Raw genomic sequence first — 15,173 nt, 5'->3', positions numbered from 1 at the left:
ACTTAAACCGGTTATCGGTAGGGGCTGGAAAAACTTAAGGATGTGATCGGAAAATGTGATTCGTTCGAACTGATACGAATAGGTATCGTGATAAATGTCAGAAGATTGGCTGGATTAAGCGCGCAGTTGTTCTGTGAGATGTGGGCGAATGACATTGGACATGGCGGAGTGGAGCCGCAGGCCTCCAGCGATGATATTGCCGGTTTCGAAAAAGCGACCACCACCGTTGATATCCGATACGGTTCCACCTGCCTCTTTCACCAGTAGTGCTCCGGCGGCGAAATCCCACTCGGAGAGCCCCAACTCCCAAAATCCGTCCAGGCGACCGGCCGCTACATAGGCGAGATCCAACGCCGCTGATCCCGGGCGGCGAATGCCGGCGGTATCCTTGATCAGTGCCCGGAACATGCCCAGGTAGGCATCCAGGTTAGATTGGTCGCGATAGGGAAAGCCGGTTCCCAGCAGGGCGCCTTCCAGGCTTTTCCTATTGGTGACGCGGATTCGGCGATCATTTAACAGTGCGCCGTCGCCACGACTGGCGGTAAACATTTCATCGCGCAGCGGATCGTAGACCAGCCCGTGTTCCAGGACACCTTTGTGTTTCAGGGCGATGGAGATGGAGAACTGGGGGAAGCCATGCAGGTAATTGGTGGTGCCATCCAGCGGATCGATAATCCACTGGAACTCATTGCCGCTTTTGCTGCCACTCTCCTCTGCCAGGATGGAGTGGTTGGGGTAAGCGCCCCGCAGGGTGTCGATAATGGCGTTTTCAGAAGCCCTATCCACCTCGGATACAAAATCATTCAACCCCTTCTGGGTGACCGTCAGGGTGTCGGATCGCTCGTAATAACGGAGGAGGATGTTACCGGCGCTACGGGCGGCGCGGACAGCAATATTCATCATTGGGTGCATGGGCGTGGAAGATACATGAAGCGGCGCATCTTATAAAGGAGAAATCGCTGTTAGAGGCGGATTTTTTTGCCATGCAGGGATTCAGGGTGGCTGAGAAAAGGCACCGAATCCTGTACGCTTTACGGCTATGCTGAAGAACATCAAAATTATTCTGATAGAGACCACCCATCCGGGCAATATCGGAGCGGCAGCGAGGGCGATGAAGAACATGTGCCTGTCGCAGCTTTGTCTGGTCTCCCCGCGAACCTATCCCAGCGCCGAAGCGACGGCTCGCGCCGCCGGTGCTGACAGTATCCTGGAACAGTGCCAAGTGTACGAGACGCTGGATCAGGCGCTGGCCGGTTGTCGGTTGGTCGTGGGGGCGAGCGCCCGGCTCAGGACGGTGGAGTGGCCACAGTTATTGCCCCGTGCCTGTGCCGAGCAACTGTGGGCCGAGGCCGCCCAGGGTGAGGTGGCGATTTTGTTCGGCCGGGAGAGCTCCGGATTGCGTAACAGCGAGCTGGATCGCTGCCACTATCTGGTGCATATCCCTGCCAATCCTGAATACAGCTCGCTGAATATCGCACAAGCGCTGCAGGTGATTGCTTATGAGATCTATATCCAGTCTCTGCCCGAGGTGCAAACGCCGGTGGCCGACCCGGTGGCTGTCGCGGACATGGCGTCCCTGGAAGGATTTTTCCAACATTTGCAGCAGGCGATGCAGGATATTGGTTTCAGTAACCCCCGACAATCGGAGAAGCTGCAGCGTCGATTGCGCCGCTTGTTCCTGCGCGCCCGCCCTGACACCGAAGAGGTCAATATCTTGCGCGGTATTCTGAGTGCCGCGCAGGGTCGTAAATCCATGCGCCGCGAGTGAGTGAAGTTGACCGGCGCGTACCCGGTTCCTCACTATCTCTATATGCGTTGCAATGACGGGTGCTGGTCAGTAGGTAAAATAATCGAGTAGAATAGTCGGGAATAGCTCTCTCAGGTGCCGTACTTGGAGTAAATGGGATCCCGAATGTTCTCTCGTCTAAAAGAAGATATTGCTAGCGTTTTTGACCGTGACCCGGCGGCCCGTAACGCCTTTGATGTGCTGACTACCTACCCGGGTCTACACGCCTTGTTGATGCATCGCCTGACCCATTGGCTGTGGAATATCGGCCTCTGTTGGCTTGCTCGGGTGTTGTCCACCTTTGCTAGATGGATTACCGGTATTGAGATCCACCCAGGCGCATCAATTGGCAGGCGATTCTTTATCGATCATGGTATGGGCGTGGTGATCGGTGAGACAGCGGTGATCGGGGATGATTGTACTCTCTATCACGGTGTCACATTGGGTGGTACCAGTTGGCAAAAGGGGAAGCGACATCCGACCCTGGGTAACAATGTGGTAGTGGGTGCAGGCGCCAAAGTGCTGGGGCCCATTGAGGTGGGAGACGGGGCGCGGATCGGTTCCAATGCGGTCGTGCTGAAGGCGGTGCCACCGGGCACAACGGTTGTGGGGGTTCCTGGACGCCTGATTGAGGCCTCTTCAGGGGCCACCGCATCCAGGCGTTCGGAAATGGCTGAGAAGATGGGTTTCGATGCCTACGGTGCTACCAGCGATGCACCGGATCCGGTCGCGCATGCCATCAACTGCATGCTTGACCATATCCATGTCATGGATCAGCGTATGCAGACCATGTGTCAAATTCTTCGCCGGGTCAGCGAAGAGCAGCCTGATCTGGATATACCTGAGATCGATTCCTGTGAGATTGCCTCAACTGCGGAAGAATTGCTTAAAATACAAAGAGCTGCAGACTCGATCTCGACACCTCAAGTTACGGAAAATAGTACTCCTGAATAGTTGACTGATTCAGTCAGGTATTATATATTAGCGTCATCAAATATTTCAGGAGTATTTGCTGTGAGGTTAACCACAAAAGGACGCTATGCAGTAACCGCCATGTTGGACCTGGCTTTCCATCAGGGGCAGGGTCCCATCACGCTGGCGGACATTGCCGAGCGACAGGGCATCTCCCTTTCTTACCTAGAACAGCTGTTCTCCCGTCTGCGTAAAAAACTGCTGGTGGCCAGTGTCAGGGGCCCCGGCGGTGGTTATGTGCTGGGCAAGGAGGCGAATGAGATTTTTATCGCCTCGGTGATTACGGCAGTGGATGAGAAAGTCGATACGACACGTTGTGGTGGCAGTCATAACTGCCAGGACAATGAGCGCTGTTTGACCCATGACCTTTGGCACGATCTCAGTGATCAGATTTATGACTATCTTAACCGCATCAGCCTGCATGATCTGATGGAAAGGCGCGGAGTTAAGAAGGTAGCCCAGCGACAGGATGAGGAGTTGCGGCGTGCCGCTGAAAAGGCCACCGCATCTGCGGATGTGAAATTTGCAACGACTGCGGTAGGAACGGGCGCCAGAGCCTGAATTCCGTCGATAACATTTTGGAGTGATGATGAAATTACCCATCTACATGGACTATTCGGCCACCACACCGGTTGATCCCCGGGTTGCCGAGAAAATGTGCCAATACCTGACACCGGACGGTATGTTTGGAAATCCAGCTTCCCGCTCGCATAAGTTTGGTTGGGATGCAGATGACGCGGTGGAACAGGCGCGCAACGATGTGGCCGCATTGCTGAATGCCAATCCCAAAGAGATTGTCTGGACATCGGGGGCTACGGAATCCGATAACCTGGCCATCAAGGGTGCCGCCCATTTCTACCAGAAGCAGGGTAAGCACATCATTACCTGCAAAACCGAGCATAAAGCGGTTTTGGATACCTGTCGTCAGCTGGAACGTGAGGGATTTGAAGTCACTTATTTGGATCCCGAGCCAAATGGGTTGATCGACTTGGGTAAGTTGGAAGCAGCGATGCGTGATGACACCATATTGGTCTCCATCATGCACGTGAACAATGAAATTGGCGTGATTCAGGATATCGAAGCCATTGGCGAACTGACCCGTTCACGCAAGATCCTGTTCCATGTGGATGCCGCGCAAAGTGCGGGCAAAGTGCCGTTGGATATGGAGCGCATGAAGGTGGATTTACTGTCGCTCTCCGCGCACAAGATTTATGGTCCGAAAGGGATTGGTGCACTCTATGTACGGCGTAAGCCACGGGTTCGTCTCGAAGCCCAGATGCACGGCGGTGGACATGAGCGCGGCATGCGTTCCGGAACCCTGGCTACCCACCAGATTGTCGGTATGGGTGAGGCATTTCGGCTCGCCAAAGCGGAAATGGCACAGGACAATGAGCGCATCATGCAACTGCGTGACCGGCTCTGGAATGGCATGAAGGGAATGGATGAGATCTATCTCAATGGCGACCTGGAGCGGCGGGTGGCCGGTAACCTGAATGTCAGTTTTGCCTATGTGGAAGGTGAATCATTGATCATGGCGCTGAAGGATTTTGCCGTATCCTCCGGTTCGGCCTGTACCTCGGCCAGTTTGGAACCCAGTTATGTACTGCGTGCGCTCGGTCGGGAAGATGAGCTGGCGCATAGCTCGATTCGTTTTACCATTGGCCGTTTTACCACAGAGGAAGAGGTTGACTACGTCGTCAGCCAGATCAGTCAGCAGGTCAACCGTCTGCGTGAGCTGTCACCCCTGTGGGATATGTTCAAGGAAGGGATTGATCTCAATTCGGTACAGTGGGCCGCTCACTAGCCACTGTCTGATGAAGGTATAGGGTTAATCTATTTGCAGTTTACCAGTGTCAGCGGCATAAATCGGGCCGTGCGCTGAATCCGGAGAATTGAGTATGGCATACAGTGATAAGGTCTTGGACCACTATGAGAACCCCCGCAACGTGGGCGTGATGGACAAGGATGCCAAGAATGTCGGCACCGGTATGGTCGGTGCCCCGGCTTGCGGTGACGTGATGCGGTTACAGATCCAGGTCAATGATCAAGGCGTCATTGAAGATGCCAAGTTCAAGACTTATGGCTGTGGGTCCGCTATCGCTTCCAGCAGTCTGTTGACCGAGTGGGTTAAGGGCAAAACCCTGGAGGAGGCACAGCAGATCAAGAATACTCAGATTGCTGAGGAGTTGGCCCTGCCACCGGTCAAGGTCCACTGTTCGGTACTGGCAGAGGATGCGATTAAGGCCGCGGTGCAGGATTACACATCCAAGAATGCAAAGAGCTAGCCGTTAAGGCATTATATTGCCTCTGTATTTGTTGTAATCGGGCTGCCGATTGGGTGCCCGGAGTGAGACGATATGACCATTACCATCACTGAAGCGGCTGCCAAGCATGTTCGCACTTTTTTAGAGAATCGCGGGTCAGGCCTGGGTATACGGCTGGGTGTACGGACTTCCGGTTGCTCTGGCATGGCCTATGTGCTGGAGTTCGCGGATGAGAGTGAGGCGGATGACCAGATTTTTGAACAGCACGGCGTGAAAGTGCTGGTCGATCCCAAGAGCCTGCTCTATCTGGACGGTACCGAGCTGGACTACACCAAAGAGGGACTCAACGAGGGGTTTAAATTCAACAACCCCAACGTGAAGGACGCTTGTGGCTGTGGCGAAAGCTTTAACGTCTGATCGGTTTGCCCGATATCAGAATAGATTTCAATTTATCCAATAGCTGTTAACGCAAAGCGATGCTGGATTTCTCAAAGAACTACTTTGAGTTGTTTGGCTTGCCGGTGGGTTATATCGTAGATACTGATCAGCTTTCGACTCATTATCGTGAGTTACAGCGGGCGGTGCATCCTGACCGGTTTGCCAATTCGACTGAACAGGAGCGCCGCCTCTCAATGCAGGGGTCTGTGCGCATCAATGAGGCGTATGAGACGCTAAAGGATCCGGTACTTCGAGCCGGTTATCTCCTGAGTCTGAATGGCATCAATATGGAGCATGGTCAGGAGACCACCCGGGATGCCGTGTTCCTGATGGAGCAGATGGAGCTGCGTGAAGAACTGGAGGCCGCTCGGGACAAGCCCAATCCCTATCAGGTGATTGCGGATTTCATGTCGGATGTCAATCGCCGGATCAACGCCTTGATTGCGCAGATGGCGGTTCAGTTTGAAGCGGCAACGCCCGATCAACTCGAAGCGGCCAAAGAGAATTTGCTCAAGATGCAGTTTCTAAAAAAACTTCGCTATGAAGCTGAATCACTCGAAGCGGAATTAGATGACGCCCTATAATAAATTAAGCCGCCTTGATTAGCTGTGACAGTCAGCGATCAATAGAGGATTTCCTGGATTATGGCCTTACTACAACTTTCTGAACCCGGACAATCCGCCGCGCCGCATCAACACAGGTTGGCTGTCGGGATCGACCTGGGTACCACCAATTCACTGGTTGCCGCGGTGCGTAGCGGCAAGGCCGTGACCCTGCCGGATGACGACGGTGAGCATCTGTTGCCGTCGGTCGTGCGCTATTCCACAGAAGGTATCGAAGTGGGCCGTCAAGCTAAAGCGATGGCCGCCAAGGATCCGTTGAACACCATTGTTTCCGTTAAGCGGTTGATCGGACGGGGACTGGCCGATATCAAATCGCTCGGTAACAAACTGCCCTATCGGTTTCATGATACCGAGGCCGCCGTGCCCCGGATCCAGACCGCACGCGGTGATGTCAGCTCCGTAGAAGTCTCCTCCGAAATCCTCAAGAGTCTGGTCAAACGGGCGGAGCGTTCATTGGGCGGTGAGTTGGAAGGCATCGTGATCACCGTTCCGGCCTATTTTGACGATGCCCAGCGGCAGGCCACCAAAGATGCGGCAACCATTGCCGGCCTCAAGGTGTTGCGACTGTTGAACGAGCCGACAGCCGCCGCTGTGGCATATGGCCTGGATACCGGTTCGGATGGTGTTCATGCCATCTATGATCTGGGTGGCGGAACCTTCGATATCTCTATCCTGCGCCTCAACAAAGGTGTGTTTGAAGTCCTCTCCACCGGCGGCGACTCCGCCTTGGGAGGGGATGATCTAGATCATGCGATCGCCGAGTGGATCATGTCCGAAGCCGGTATCGACCGGGATGCCGATCACGCCATCCTTCGGCAATTGATGCAGGTTGCTTGCCAAGCCAAAGAGGCGTTGAGCGAAGCCGATAGTGCCGCTATCTCTGTTTCCCTGGCGAACGGTACGGTCTGGCAGGGCGAATTGAGCCGCGAACAGTTCAATACGCTTGTCGATCCGTTGATACGCAAAACCCTGGCACCTTGCCGCCGTGCGTTACGCGATGCCGGATTGACGCAGGAGGATATCGAGGATGTCGTCATGGTGGGCGGCTCCACCCGGGTACCCCGGGTGCGGGAGTTGGTGGGTGAATTTTTCCGCACCGATCCGCTCGTGGATATCGATCCGGACCGTGTGGTCGCCATTGGCGCCGCCATCCAGGCGGATATTCTGGTCGGCAATAAGTCGGACAACGAGATGCTGCTGCTGGATGTGAATCCGCTCTCGCTCGGTATCGAAACCATGGGCGGGTTGGTGGAAAAGCTTATTCCACGCAACACCACTATCCCGGTGGCGCGGGCGCAGGAGTTCACCACCTTCAAGGATGGCCAGACGGCTATGGCCGTGCATGTCTTGCAGGGCGAGCGTGAGCTGGTTGTCGATAATCGTTCCCTGGCGCGTTTCGAATTGCGCGGCATACCGCCGATGGTAGCGGGTGCCGCGCGGATACGGGTGACTTTTTCGGTGGATGCCGATGGTCTGCTCAGTGTAGAGGCGCAGGAGCAGAGCAGCGGCGTCAAGGCAAGCGTGGAGGTGAAGCCTTCCTACGGCCTGACCGACAGTGAGATCGAATCCATGTTGCGTGAATCCATTGACCACGCCCAAGAGGATATGGAGGCGCGCAAGCTGCGCGAACAGCAGGTCGAGGCCGAACGGGTAATCGAGGCATTGACCGCGGCACTTAGCGACGATGGCGATGAGTTGTTGGATGTGGAAGAGCGGGGGCGTGTGGAATCGGCGTTGCAGGCGCTGACACAAATTACCCGAGATGGCGATCAGGCCGCCATCAAAGCGGCGGTGGAAGCACTGGAGAAAACCTGCGAGTTTTATGTCGAAAGACGTATGAACGTCAGTGTACGCAAGGCCATGTCCGGCCATCGCGTCGATGATTTTGAATAGCAGCAGAAGCCATTAGGATTGATCATGACTCAACTTATTTTTCTTCCACATGAAGAGATCTGCCCCGAAGGGGCGGTGATTGATGTGGAGCCCGGTGTCTCTATTTGTGATGCGGCCAATCAGCATGGTATAGAGATTGAGCACGCCTGTGAAAAGTCCTGTGCCTGCACCACTTGCCATGTCATCGTTCGGGAAGGATTCGATTCCCTGGGTGAAGCGGACGAGGTGGAAGAGGATCTGTTGGACAAGGCGTGGGGGTTGGAACCGGAATCACGTCTTAGTTGCCAGGCGCTGGTGGGTGATGAGGATTTGGTGATTGAGATACCGAAATATACCATCAATATGGTTTCAGAAAATCATTGAGGGGCGAACAGACTATGGGCTTGAAATGGACCGATTCTCTCGATATCGCGATCGAGCTGGACGAAACCTATCCGGATGTTGATCCCCGGCATGTCAATTTTGTGGATCTGAACAACTGGGTGACGGCGCTGCCTGACTTTGAGGATGACCCGAAACACACGGGTGAGCGGATCCTGGAAGCCATTCAAATGGCCTGGATAGAAGAACGCGAATAGACGCTGTATCGCTCCCTGGACCGGGTGCTTGGATTCTTAAATCGACACCCGCATCACCGCATTATCAAGATAATCCCCCCGCTTTGTGCCGCCCGGTATAACGGATGTGTCACGTCACCTGGTGCCCTTGCGGCGCCTGGACGAATGGATTGACGCCGGGACGATGTTCCCGTCCGTCGAAACAGATACTAATGTCACAATAAGGATCACTATCTGGACAGGGCATCCGCGCTTTGGAACAATGCGGGCAGATTAACCCCGCCGTTCCCGGCACACCCTTCGAGGACCGATATGTCACTGATCAGAGCATTTCCTGGACTGCGGCCGGCAGCTGGCCGGGCGGAGGAAGTCGCCGCGCCGCCATACGACGTCATGAGTGGTACCGAGGCCCGGGAGATGGTCAAAGATCGGCCCTGGAGTTTCCTGCATATATCCCGCTCTGAGGTCGATCTGCCTCTCTCGGTGGATCCTTATGCCCCCGAAGTCTATGCCAAGGCGGCTGAGAACCTCGCTACCATGCGTCGAGAAGGGGTGCTGGTTGAAGATAGTAGTGACAGTTACTACATTTACCGACTCACCATGGGGTCCCATACGCAACTGGGTGTGGTGGCCGTGGCTTCTGTCGAGGCCTATGACAATGGCCGTATCAAACGCCATGAGTTGACCCGCCTGACCAAGGAGCAGGACCGCGTCAATCAGGTTTCGGCACTGAATGCGCAGACCGGTCCGGTATTCCTGGTTTACCCCAGTGATGATCGAATTGATGACCTGCTGAGCAACGCTGCCGAGGGTGATGCCGCAATGGATGTAACAGGCAGTGACGGGGTACGCCACCAGATATGGGTATTGTCAGACAAGACCCGTATCACCGCCCTGACGCTCTTGTTTGAACAGTTGCCGGCGCTGTATGTAGCGGATGGTCATCACCGTTCTGCAGCGGCGTCACGCGTGGCGGCTGAGCGTCGGGCAGCGAATCCACAACACACCGGGGAAGAGCCGTATAACTACTTTTTATCGGTAATTTTCCCGCATAAGCAGACCCGAATCCTGGACTATAACCGGGTGGTAAAAGACTTGAATGGCATGACCGGCCAGCAATTTTTGCAGGCGGTGAGCGAGCGTTTTAAGGTCGAGGCGGTGGATCAGCCGGTTAAACCGGAACAGACCGGGCAGTTTGGCATGTACCTGGAGGGATGTTGGTATCGATTGGTGCTGGCACCTCAGCGCATTCCTTCCACCGACCCGGTAGCGAGCCTTGATGTGAGTTTGCTGGCTAACGAATTGCTCGACCCGATGCTCGGTATTATTGATCAGCGGACCGACAGCCGAATTGATTTTGTCGGTGGTATCCGCGGGCTGAAAGCCTTGGAACAGCGGGTGGACAGTGGCGACTGGGCTGTCGCTTTCGCTCTCTATCCCACCTCGATGACGGCCCTGATGGCGGTATCGGATGCCGGGCAGATCATGCCGCCCAAATCCACCTGGTTTGAGCCGAAGCTGGCGGATGGGTTGATTAGTCATCTACTTTAGTTCTTACCGAATAGCTTGAACAGACACTCCCCTTGCTGGATTATCCGGATAGGCCTTTGAGGTGTGATTCATCCTGAATCGGGGCGCTGCCTGTATAGCGGCCAGGATTTGCTTGGCCGCAGCCCCCCCCGTCGTGACTGATAATTATCACTCAAAGCTCTTCATATTCTCATAATCGTGCCGCTACCCTGTATCAGATACTGGGTGGTTACGGCAGTGGATTGCTCTTAGAGGATATGGTCATCCTCGACCAAAACGGTGTCATCCAGTAAGAATTTGGCCCGCAGCCGCTTGCGCATAATCAGTTTTCGTTGCGCGGCGTCTGGCAGGTCGGTGAGTAGGATGAGGTTCTTCTTGATTAACAGGTCAATCACATCCTCAACAACCCGGATCATCTCGTCGTCAGTCTGCGACAGATAGCTCTTGGTCTCTTGCCGGTCTGCATTGCCAGAGAGGAGAAATGCCAGCACGGCTTCGTCACTGGCCGGGATCTCTTCCTGGGCCTCGGCCCGGGGTTCACTGAATAGTGCAATGATCCGGCCCTGTTTGTCGCGTTGAGCAAAAGGCATGGTGTTATTTTCACTGTCAAGAAAATGGTATGGATACGATCCACGTTGGGTAACTGACAAGTTAGTATACTGGGCAAAAAAAATCGACAGGAACTTGATTTAACAAGATGAACGTTTCAGCAGAGGCACAATTAGACAGCACCTGGAGTCACCCTCGTGATGGGTCTACCCATGACGATCCCCTTCTGGCTGCGCTTGTCATCGTCGCCAAACTTTCCGGCAGAAGTTTTTCCGCCGAGTCCCTCAGCGCGGGGCTGCCTTTGGAAGATAATTGCCTAACGCCAGAGTTATTTCCTCGTGCTGCCGCCCGTGCAGGACTCTCATCCCGGGTGGTGAAGCGCGCGCTGACGCGTATCTCCGATTATGTACTGCCAGCGCTCCTGCTGATGAAGCAGCGTCAGGTCTGTATCCTGGTTTCGGTAGATGTCGATGCGGGTATGGCAAAGGTGATCCAGCCCGAGAGTGGTCTGGGTGAGAAACAGTTGCCACTGGCTGAGTTGGAGGCTGAATATAGCGGTTATGCGATTTTTATTCAGGCCCAGCATCAGTTCGATGAGCGGGCGCCGGAGGTGCTCAAACTGCGTGCCAGACACTGGTTCTGGGGTACCTTGTCCAGCTCCTGGCGCATCTATCGTGATGTCCTGGTGGCTTCTTTCCTGATCAATCTTTTTGCGTTGGCAAGCCCGCTGTTCGTGATGAATGTGTATGACAGGGTGGTGCCGAATAATGCGGTGGAGACCCTCTGGGTGTTGGCTATCGGCGTATCGGTGGTTTACGCGTTCGATTTCCTGATGCGTCTGTTGCGGGGTTATTTCATCGATCTGGCAGGGAAAAAAGCCGACGTACTGCTGTCTGCGCGAATCTTTGAGCAGGTTATGGGGATGAAGATGAATGCCCGTCCCCCTTCTGTCGGTGCTTTTGCCAATAACCTGCGTGAGTTTGAAAGTATTCGTGACTTCATCACCTCGGCGACCATTACCACATTGGTGGATCTGCCGTTCATTATCTTTTTCCTGTTTGTTATCTGGTTTATCGGTGGCCCGGTGGTCCTGGTCCCGCTGATCATCATACCGGTGGTGGTGATCTACGGTTGGCTGATCCAGGTTCCCCTGCGTAAAGCGGTGGAGAGCTCGTTTCGTGCCAGTGCGCAGAAAGGGGCAACCCTGATCGAAACCTTGACCGGTATAGAGACGATCAAACACCTGGGCGCCGAGAGTGCCATTCAGCGTAAATGGGAGCAATTGACGGCACATATCGCCCAATGGGGTGTGCGCTCGCGTTTGATCTCCTCGTCGGCCGTCAATGTGGCCGTGTTCTTTCAGCAGTTTGCCCAGGTTGCCGTGGTGATAACGGGCGTTTACCTGGTGACAGAGGGTGAGCTCAGCATGGGCGGTTTGATCGCTTCAGTGATGTTGACGGGGCGTGCGTTGGGACCAATGAGTCAATACGCCAACCTGGCCGTACGGTATTTTCAGGCGAAAACCGCCCTGCACAGTCTCAACGACATTATGGCGATGCCGGTTGAACGTCCGGAAGGGCACTCTTTTGTCAGCCGGCCCAGCCTGGCAGGGGGTGTTGAATTCGACAATGTCAGTTTCCAATATTCGGGTGAAGAGAACCGGGCGCTCAACAGTGTCTCGTTTGTTATCCGTCCCGGTGAGCATGTGGCGATCATCGGTAGAGTCGGTTCCGGTAAGACAACTATTGAGAAACTGATGCAGGGTCTGTTTGAGCCGACGGAAGGCGCCGTGCGCATTGACGGTACCGACATGCGACAGATCGATCCGGCTGACCTGCGAAGGAATATGGGTTATGTACCGCAGGATATCATGCTGTTTTTCGGCTCGGTAAAAGAGAATATTCTGATGGGTGCCCCACATGCCGATGATGCGGATATTTTGCGTGTGGCTGATTTGTCAGGGACGTCCGAATTCGTCAATCGCCATCCTCTGGGATTCGATCTGCAGGTCGGTGAACGCGGTGACAACCTGTCTGGCGGTCAGCGACAGAGTATCGCCATAGCCCGTGCCCTGGTGAATGATCCCCCCTTCCTCTTGATGGATGAACCCACCAACTCCATGGATCATACCTCCGAGGATCGCTTGAAACGTAACCTGGTTGATTATGTGAAAGACAAAACCATGGTGTTGGTGACGCACCGTGCCTCCTTGCTGCAGTTGGTCGACCGGCTAATCGTCCTGGATGGCGGTCGCGTTATGGCGGACGGTCCGAAGGACCAGGTGCTGCAGTCGCTGCGAGAAGGGGCACTGCGTGGCGATCAATGATCAACGTAATGAGAAACAGAAAGATTGTTTTGAATCATGAGTGAACAACAGAACAGTTCCGTCCGCCTGGTACCGGTCATGCGCAATGTCACCTCTAATCATCAGCGTCATGCTGATGATATGGAGTATATGACCGATGTGGCTGCGGCCCAGTTAATCCGGACTCCCAAAGGCGGGCGCCTCATCTTATGGATTGCGGTGTTGTTTGTCCTGGCGGCGGTTGTCTGGGCCGATTGGGCTGAACTGGATGAGGTGACCAAGGGGACGGGGCAGGTCATACCCTCCAGCCAAGTTCAGATCGTGCAGAATCTTGAAGGCGGCATTGTGGGGGGATTGCTCGTATCTGAAGGCCAGACGGTGGAAAAAGGGCAGATACTGTTGCAGATAGACGACACCCGTTTCGCGGCATCGCTACGTGAAACTCGCACGCAGTATCTGGCGCTCAAGGCCAAGGCGGCACGCCTTCAGGCTGAGGCGGAGTTGAGTGAGTATGTGCCGCCACCGGAGGTGTTAGAAGAGAGTCCGCACCTCGCTCAGTTAGAGCAGAGCCTGTACAAGGCGAGGCGTTCTGAACTGGACAACAATCGCAGTATCCTTGAGGAACAGACTGCGCAGCGTAAGCAGGAGTTAGAAGAGCTGGCGGCAAAAAAGAGTCAACTCAAACGCAGTCTGGCACTAGTGCAGCGTGAGTTGAATATGACCAAGCCGTTGGTAAAGGCGGGTGCTATCTCTCAGGTGGAGGTGCTGCGACTTGAGCGCGAGGTCAACGAATTGGCGGGAGAACTTGAATCTACTGCGTTGTCCATTCCGCGTATCCAGTCAACACTCGATGAATCCCGCCGGAAACTGGAAGAGCTGGATCTTCGTTTCAAGAGCAAGGCGCGGGAAGAGTGGAATGATGTCAATGCGGAGATGTCTGGCCTGACGGCATCCAGTGTGGCACTGGAAGATCGAGTGAAACGCACTGCCGTGCGCTCACCTGTCAAAGGCACCATAAAACAGCTGATGGTCAACACGGTGGGGGGGGTCATTCAGCCGGGTATGGAACTGGTGGAAATCGTACCGCTAGAAGATAGTTTGCTGGTGGAGGCGCGGATTCGTCCAGAAGATATCGGTTTTTTACGCCCGGGTCAGAAGACTGTGGTTAAGTTCAGCGCTTTCGATTTTGCCATATTCGGTGGATTGGAAGGCAGGCTGGAGCATATCAGTGCCGATACCATCAAGGATGATGAAGGAAAAAGTTTTTATCTGGTTCGGGTGAGAACAGAGCACAATCAGTTGGGGAGTGAAAGCAAACCACTTAATATTATTCCTGGTATGCAAGCCGAGGTGGATATTTTAACCGGAAAGAAGACGGTTCTCAGTTACCTGTTGAAACCGGTACTTCGTGCTAAGGAGCGGGCATTACGTGAGCGGTAGTAAAATGATTCTGTTATGCAGTAACAATAAACAGGTGGCGGATCATTGGCTCAATGGCCTCAGCGAGTCTCAAATTGCAATAGAGTCGGTTGCGGACCTGAATCAGTTGAAACAAAGCCTGAAAGAGAGTCGTGACCAACTGGTAATCCTGGACCTGGATATGCTCGGGATGGATGCCATCGAGGTGGTCTCTGCTCTTCTTGTACGGTATCCGTCGATAAGAATCTTCTCGATGACTACTAAACCAAACCCCACCCAGGGAGTGGCGATGGCATGCGCAGGCGTGCATGGCTATGGAAACTGTTGGATGCATCCCAGCACGTTAAGCCAATCCACCAGTTTGATACAGTCCGGTGAGGTTTGGTTGGGGCAAGAAGTTATCCAGCACCTGATAAAGGGGGTGGCGGTAGGTGCGCCGGCAGAAACAGAGCAGGAACCGTCGCAGTCGGATCGATTGGCGGAGTTGACTGCACGCGAGCAGGAGATTGCCCAGCGGGTTGCAAATGGTCAAAGCAATAAGTTGATCGCCTACGAATTGGGTATTACCGAACGTACCGTAAAGGCACACCTGGGCAACATTTTCCAAAAGTCAGGTACCAAAAACCGTCTTCAGCTCGCCTTGTTGGCGAATGGACACGGTGTCTAACTCTCCGTTTTTCCTGATAGGCCAAATGAATTTCACGGCACCTTAGAGTGCCTCGACCCCAATGGGATGAGGTCGGGGGCTTTAGTTCGAGTGTTCTGGTTAATTGCCGGCGCCTAGTACCAGGGTCCAATAGAAATCAAGCCCGCTATAGTTCAAGCTTTCTCTCAAGC

General features: G+C 54.4%; 16 protein-coding genes. 14 read left to right on the top strand and 2 right to left on the bottom strand.

Annotated features, from left to right (window positions below; genetic code table 11):
* Positions 1-114: 114 nt before the first annotated feature.
* Positions 115-912: an inositol monophosphatase family protein gene (locus tag ACQY5R_RS11270; RefSeq protein WP_428608313.1), complete on the bottom strand. Its 798-nt coding sequence runs from the start codon at positions 910-912 to the stop codon at positions 115-117.
* A gap of 127 nt (positions 913-1,039) precedes the next feature.
* Between ACQY5R_RS11270 and ACQY5R_RS11265 the strand changes: the two genes are divergently transcribed.
* The 11 genes from ACQY5R_RS11265 (at position 1,040) to ACQY5R_RS11215 (ending at position 10,084) form a co-directional block, all read left to right on the top strand.
* A complete protein-coding gene (locus ACQY5R_RS11265) occupies positions 1,040-1,768 on the top strand; it encodes an RNA methyltransferase (RefSeq protein ID WP_428608311.1) in 729 nt (242 codons plus the stop codon).
* 144 nt (positions 1,769-1,912) lie between these two features.
* The gene (gene cysE / locus ACQY5R_RS11260; RefSeq protein ID WP_428608308.1) at positions 1,913-2,740 is read left to right on the top strand and encodes a serine O-acetyltransferase; all 828 of its coding nucleotides are present in this window, start codon (positions 1,913-1,915) and stop codon (positions 2,738-2,740) included.
* A gap of 60 nt (positions 2,741-2,800) precedes the next feature.
* Positions 2,801-3,319 carry a Fe-S cluster assembly transcriptional regulator IscR gene (gene iscR / locus ACQY5R_RS11255; protein ID WP_428608305.1) on the top strand — a complete coding sequence of 173 codons (519 nt, stop codon included), beginning with the start codon at positions 2,801-2,803 and terminating at the stop codon, positions 3,317-3,319.
* Between the two features lie 28 nt (positions 3,320-3,347).
* On the top strand, positions 3,348-4,562 hold the full coding sequence (locus ACQY5R_RS11250) for an IscS subfamily cysteine desulfurase (RefSeq protein ID WP_428608302.1): 1,215 nt from the start codon (positions 3,348-3,350) through the stop codon (positions 4,560-4,562).
* Between the two features lie 94 nt (positions 4,563-4,656).
* The gene (gene iscU, locus ACQY5R_RS11245; RefSeq protein ID WP_428608300.1) at positions 4,657-5,043 is read left to right on the top strand and encodes a Fe-S cluster assembly scaffold IscU; all 387 of its coding nucleotides are present in this window, start codon (positions 4,657-4,659) and stop codon (positions 5,041-5,043) included.
* A gap of 72 nt (positions 5,044-5,115) precedes the next feature.
* A complete protein-coding gene (gene iscA / locus ACQY5R_RS11240) occupies positions 5,116-5,439 on the top strand; it encodes an iron-sulfur cluster assembly protein IscA (protein ID WP_428608297.1) in 324 nt (107 codons plus the stop codon).
* A gap of 59 nt (positions 5,440-5,498) precedes the next feature.
* Positions 5,499-6,044, top strand: a complete 546-nt coding sequence (gene hscB / locus ACQY5R_RS11235) for a co-chaperone HscB (protein WP_428608295.1) — start codon at positions 5,499-5,501, stop codon at positions 6,042-6,044.
* Between the two features lie 60 nt (positions 6,045-6,104).
* A complete protein-coding gene (gene hscA, locus ACQY5R_RS11230; RefSeq protein ID WP_428608292.1) occupies positions 6,105-7,976 on the top strand; it encodes a Fe-S protein assembly chaperone HscA in 1,872 nt (623 codons plus the stop codon).
* A gap of 24 nt (positions 7,977-8,000) precedes the next feature.
* Positions 8,001-8,339 carry an ISC system 2Fe-2S type ferredoxin gene (gene fdx / locus ACQY5R_RS11225; RefSeq protein WP_428608290.1) on the top strand — a complete coding sequence of 113 codons (339 nt, stop codon included), beginning with the start codon at positions 8,001-8,003 and terminating at the stop codon, positions 8,337-8,339.
* Between the two features lie 20 nt (positions 8,340-8,359).
* Positions 8,360-8,554, top strand: coding sequence for a Fe-S cluster assembly protein IscX (gene iscX / locus ACQY5R_RS11220; protein WP_428608427.1), 195 nt, complete (start codon positions 8,360-8,362; stop codon positions 8,552-8,554).
* A gap of 291 nt (positions 8,555-8,845) precedes the next feature.
* Complete coding sequence (locus tag ACQY5R_RS11215) at positions 8,846-10,084, top strand: DUF1015 domain-containing protein (protein WP_428608287.1); 1,239 nt, start codon at positions 8,846-8,848, stop codon at positions 10,082-10,084.
* Positions 10,085-10,311: 227 nt separating this feature from the next.
* Here ACQY5R_RS11215 and ACQY5R_RS11210 read toward each other — a convergent pair whose 3' ends face one another.
* Positions 10,312-10,653 carry a tryptophan synthase subunit beta like protein gene (locus ACQY5R_RS11210; RefSeq protein WP_428608285.1) on the bottom strand — a complete coding sequence of 114 codons (342 nt, stop codon included), beginning with the start codon at positions 10,651-10,653 and terminating at the stop codon, positions 10,312-10,314.
* Between the two features lie 107 nt (positions 10,654-10,760).
* Here ACQY5R_RS11210 and ACQY5R_RS11205 point away from each other — a divergent pair, with 107 nt between their 5' ends.
* The 3 genes from ACQY5R_RS11205 to ACQY5R_RS11195 are packed head-to-tail and all read left to right on the top strand — an operon-like array spanning position 10,761 to position 15,003.
* A complete protein-coding gene (locus ACQY5R_RS11205) occupies positions 10,761-12,938 on the top strand; it encodes a type I secretion system permease/ATPase (protein WP_428608282.1) in 2,178 nt (725 codons plus the stop codon).
* Positions 12,939-12,974: 36 nt separating this feature from the next.
* A complete protein-coding gene (locus ACQY5R_RS11200) occupies positions 12,975-14,357 on the top strand; it encodes an HlyD family type I secretion periplasmic adaptor subunit (protein WP_428608280.1) in 1,383 nt (460 codons plus the stop codon).
* On the top strand, positions 14,347-15,003 hold the full coding sequence (locus ACQY5R_RS11195) for a LuxR C-terminal-related transcriptional regulator (RefSeq protein WP_428608278.1): 657 nt from the start codon (positions 14,347-14,349) through the stop codon (positions 15,001-15,003). The genes ACQY5R_RS11200 and ACQY5R_RS11195 overlap by 11 nt, the downstream gene beginning before the upstream one ends.
* Positions 15,004-15,173 lie beyond the last annotated feature (170 nt).

It is taken from the genome of Sedimenticola sp., assembly GCF_050289425.1.
In the GTDB taxonomy this organism is placed as follows: Bacteria; Pseudomonadota; Gammaproteobacteria; order Chromatiales; family Chromatiaceae; genus Sedimenticola.
The sequence above is the reverse complement of the archived record's forward strand: the minus strand, read 5'-3'. Positions and strand labels throughout refer to the sequence as shown.

Excerpts from the sequence above, each read along its gene's own strand:
- ACQY5R_RS11270 (WP_428608313.1), bottom strand. The coding sequence starts at position 912 with ATGCACCCAATGATGAATATTGCTGTCCGCGCCGCCCGTAGCGCCGGT.
- ACQY5R_RS11265 (WP_428608311.1), top strand. The coding sequence starts at position 1,040 with ATGCTGAAGAACATCAAAATTATTCTGATAGAGACCACCCATCCGGGC.
- cysE (WP_428608308.1), top strand. The coding sequence starts at position 1,913 with ATGTTCTCTCGTCTAAAAGAAGATATTGCTAGCGTTTTTGACCGTGAC.
- ACQY5R_RS11250 (WP_428608302.1), top strand. The coding sequence starts at position 3,348 with ATGAAATTACCCATCTACATGGACTATTCGGCCACCACACCGGTTGAT.
- iscU (WP_428608300.1), top strand. The coding sequence starts at position 4,657 with ATGGCATACAGTGATAAGGTCTTGGACCACTATGAGAACCCCCGCAAC.
- iscA (WP_428608297.1), top strand. The coding sequence starts at position 5,116 with ATGACCATTACCATCACTGAAGCGGCTGCCAAGCATGTTCGCACTTTT.
- hscB (WP_428608295.1), top strand. The coding sequence starts at position 5,499 with ATGCTGGATTTCTCAAAGAACTACTTTGAGTTGTTTGGCTTGCCGGTG.
- hscA (WP_428608292.1), top strand. The coding sequence starts at position 6,105 with ATGGCCTTACTACAACTTTCTGAACCCGGACAATCCGCCGCGCCGCAT.
- fdx (WP_428608290.1), top strand. The coding sequence starts at position 8,001 with ATGACTCAACTTATTTTTCTTCCACATGAAGAGATCTGCCCCGAAGGG.
- ACQY5R_RS11215 (WP_428608287.1), top strand. The coding sequence starts at position 8,846 with ATGTCACTGATCAGAGCATTTCCTGGACTGCGGCCGGCAGCTGGCCGG.
- ACQY5R_RS11210 (WP_428608285.1), bottom strand. The coding sequence starts at position 10,653 with ATGCCTTTTGCTCAACGCGACAAACAGGGCCGGATCATTGCACTATTC.
- ACQY5R_RS11205 (WP_428608282.1), top strand. The coding sequence starts at position 10,761 with ATGAACGTTTCAGCAGAGGCACAATTAGACAGCACCTGGAGTCACCCT.
- ACQY5R_RS11200 (WP_428608280.1), top strand. The coding sequence starts at position 12,975 with ATGAGTGAACAACAGAACAGTTCCGTCCGCCTGGTACCGGTCATGCGC.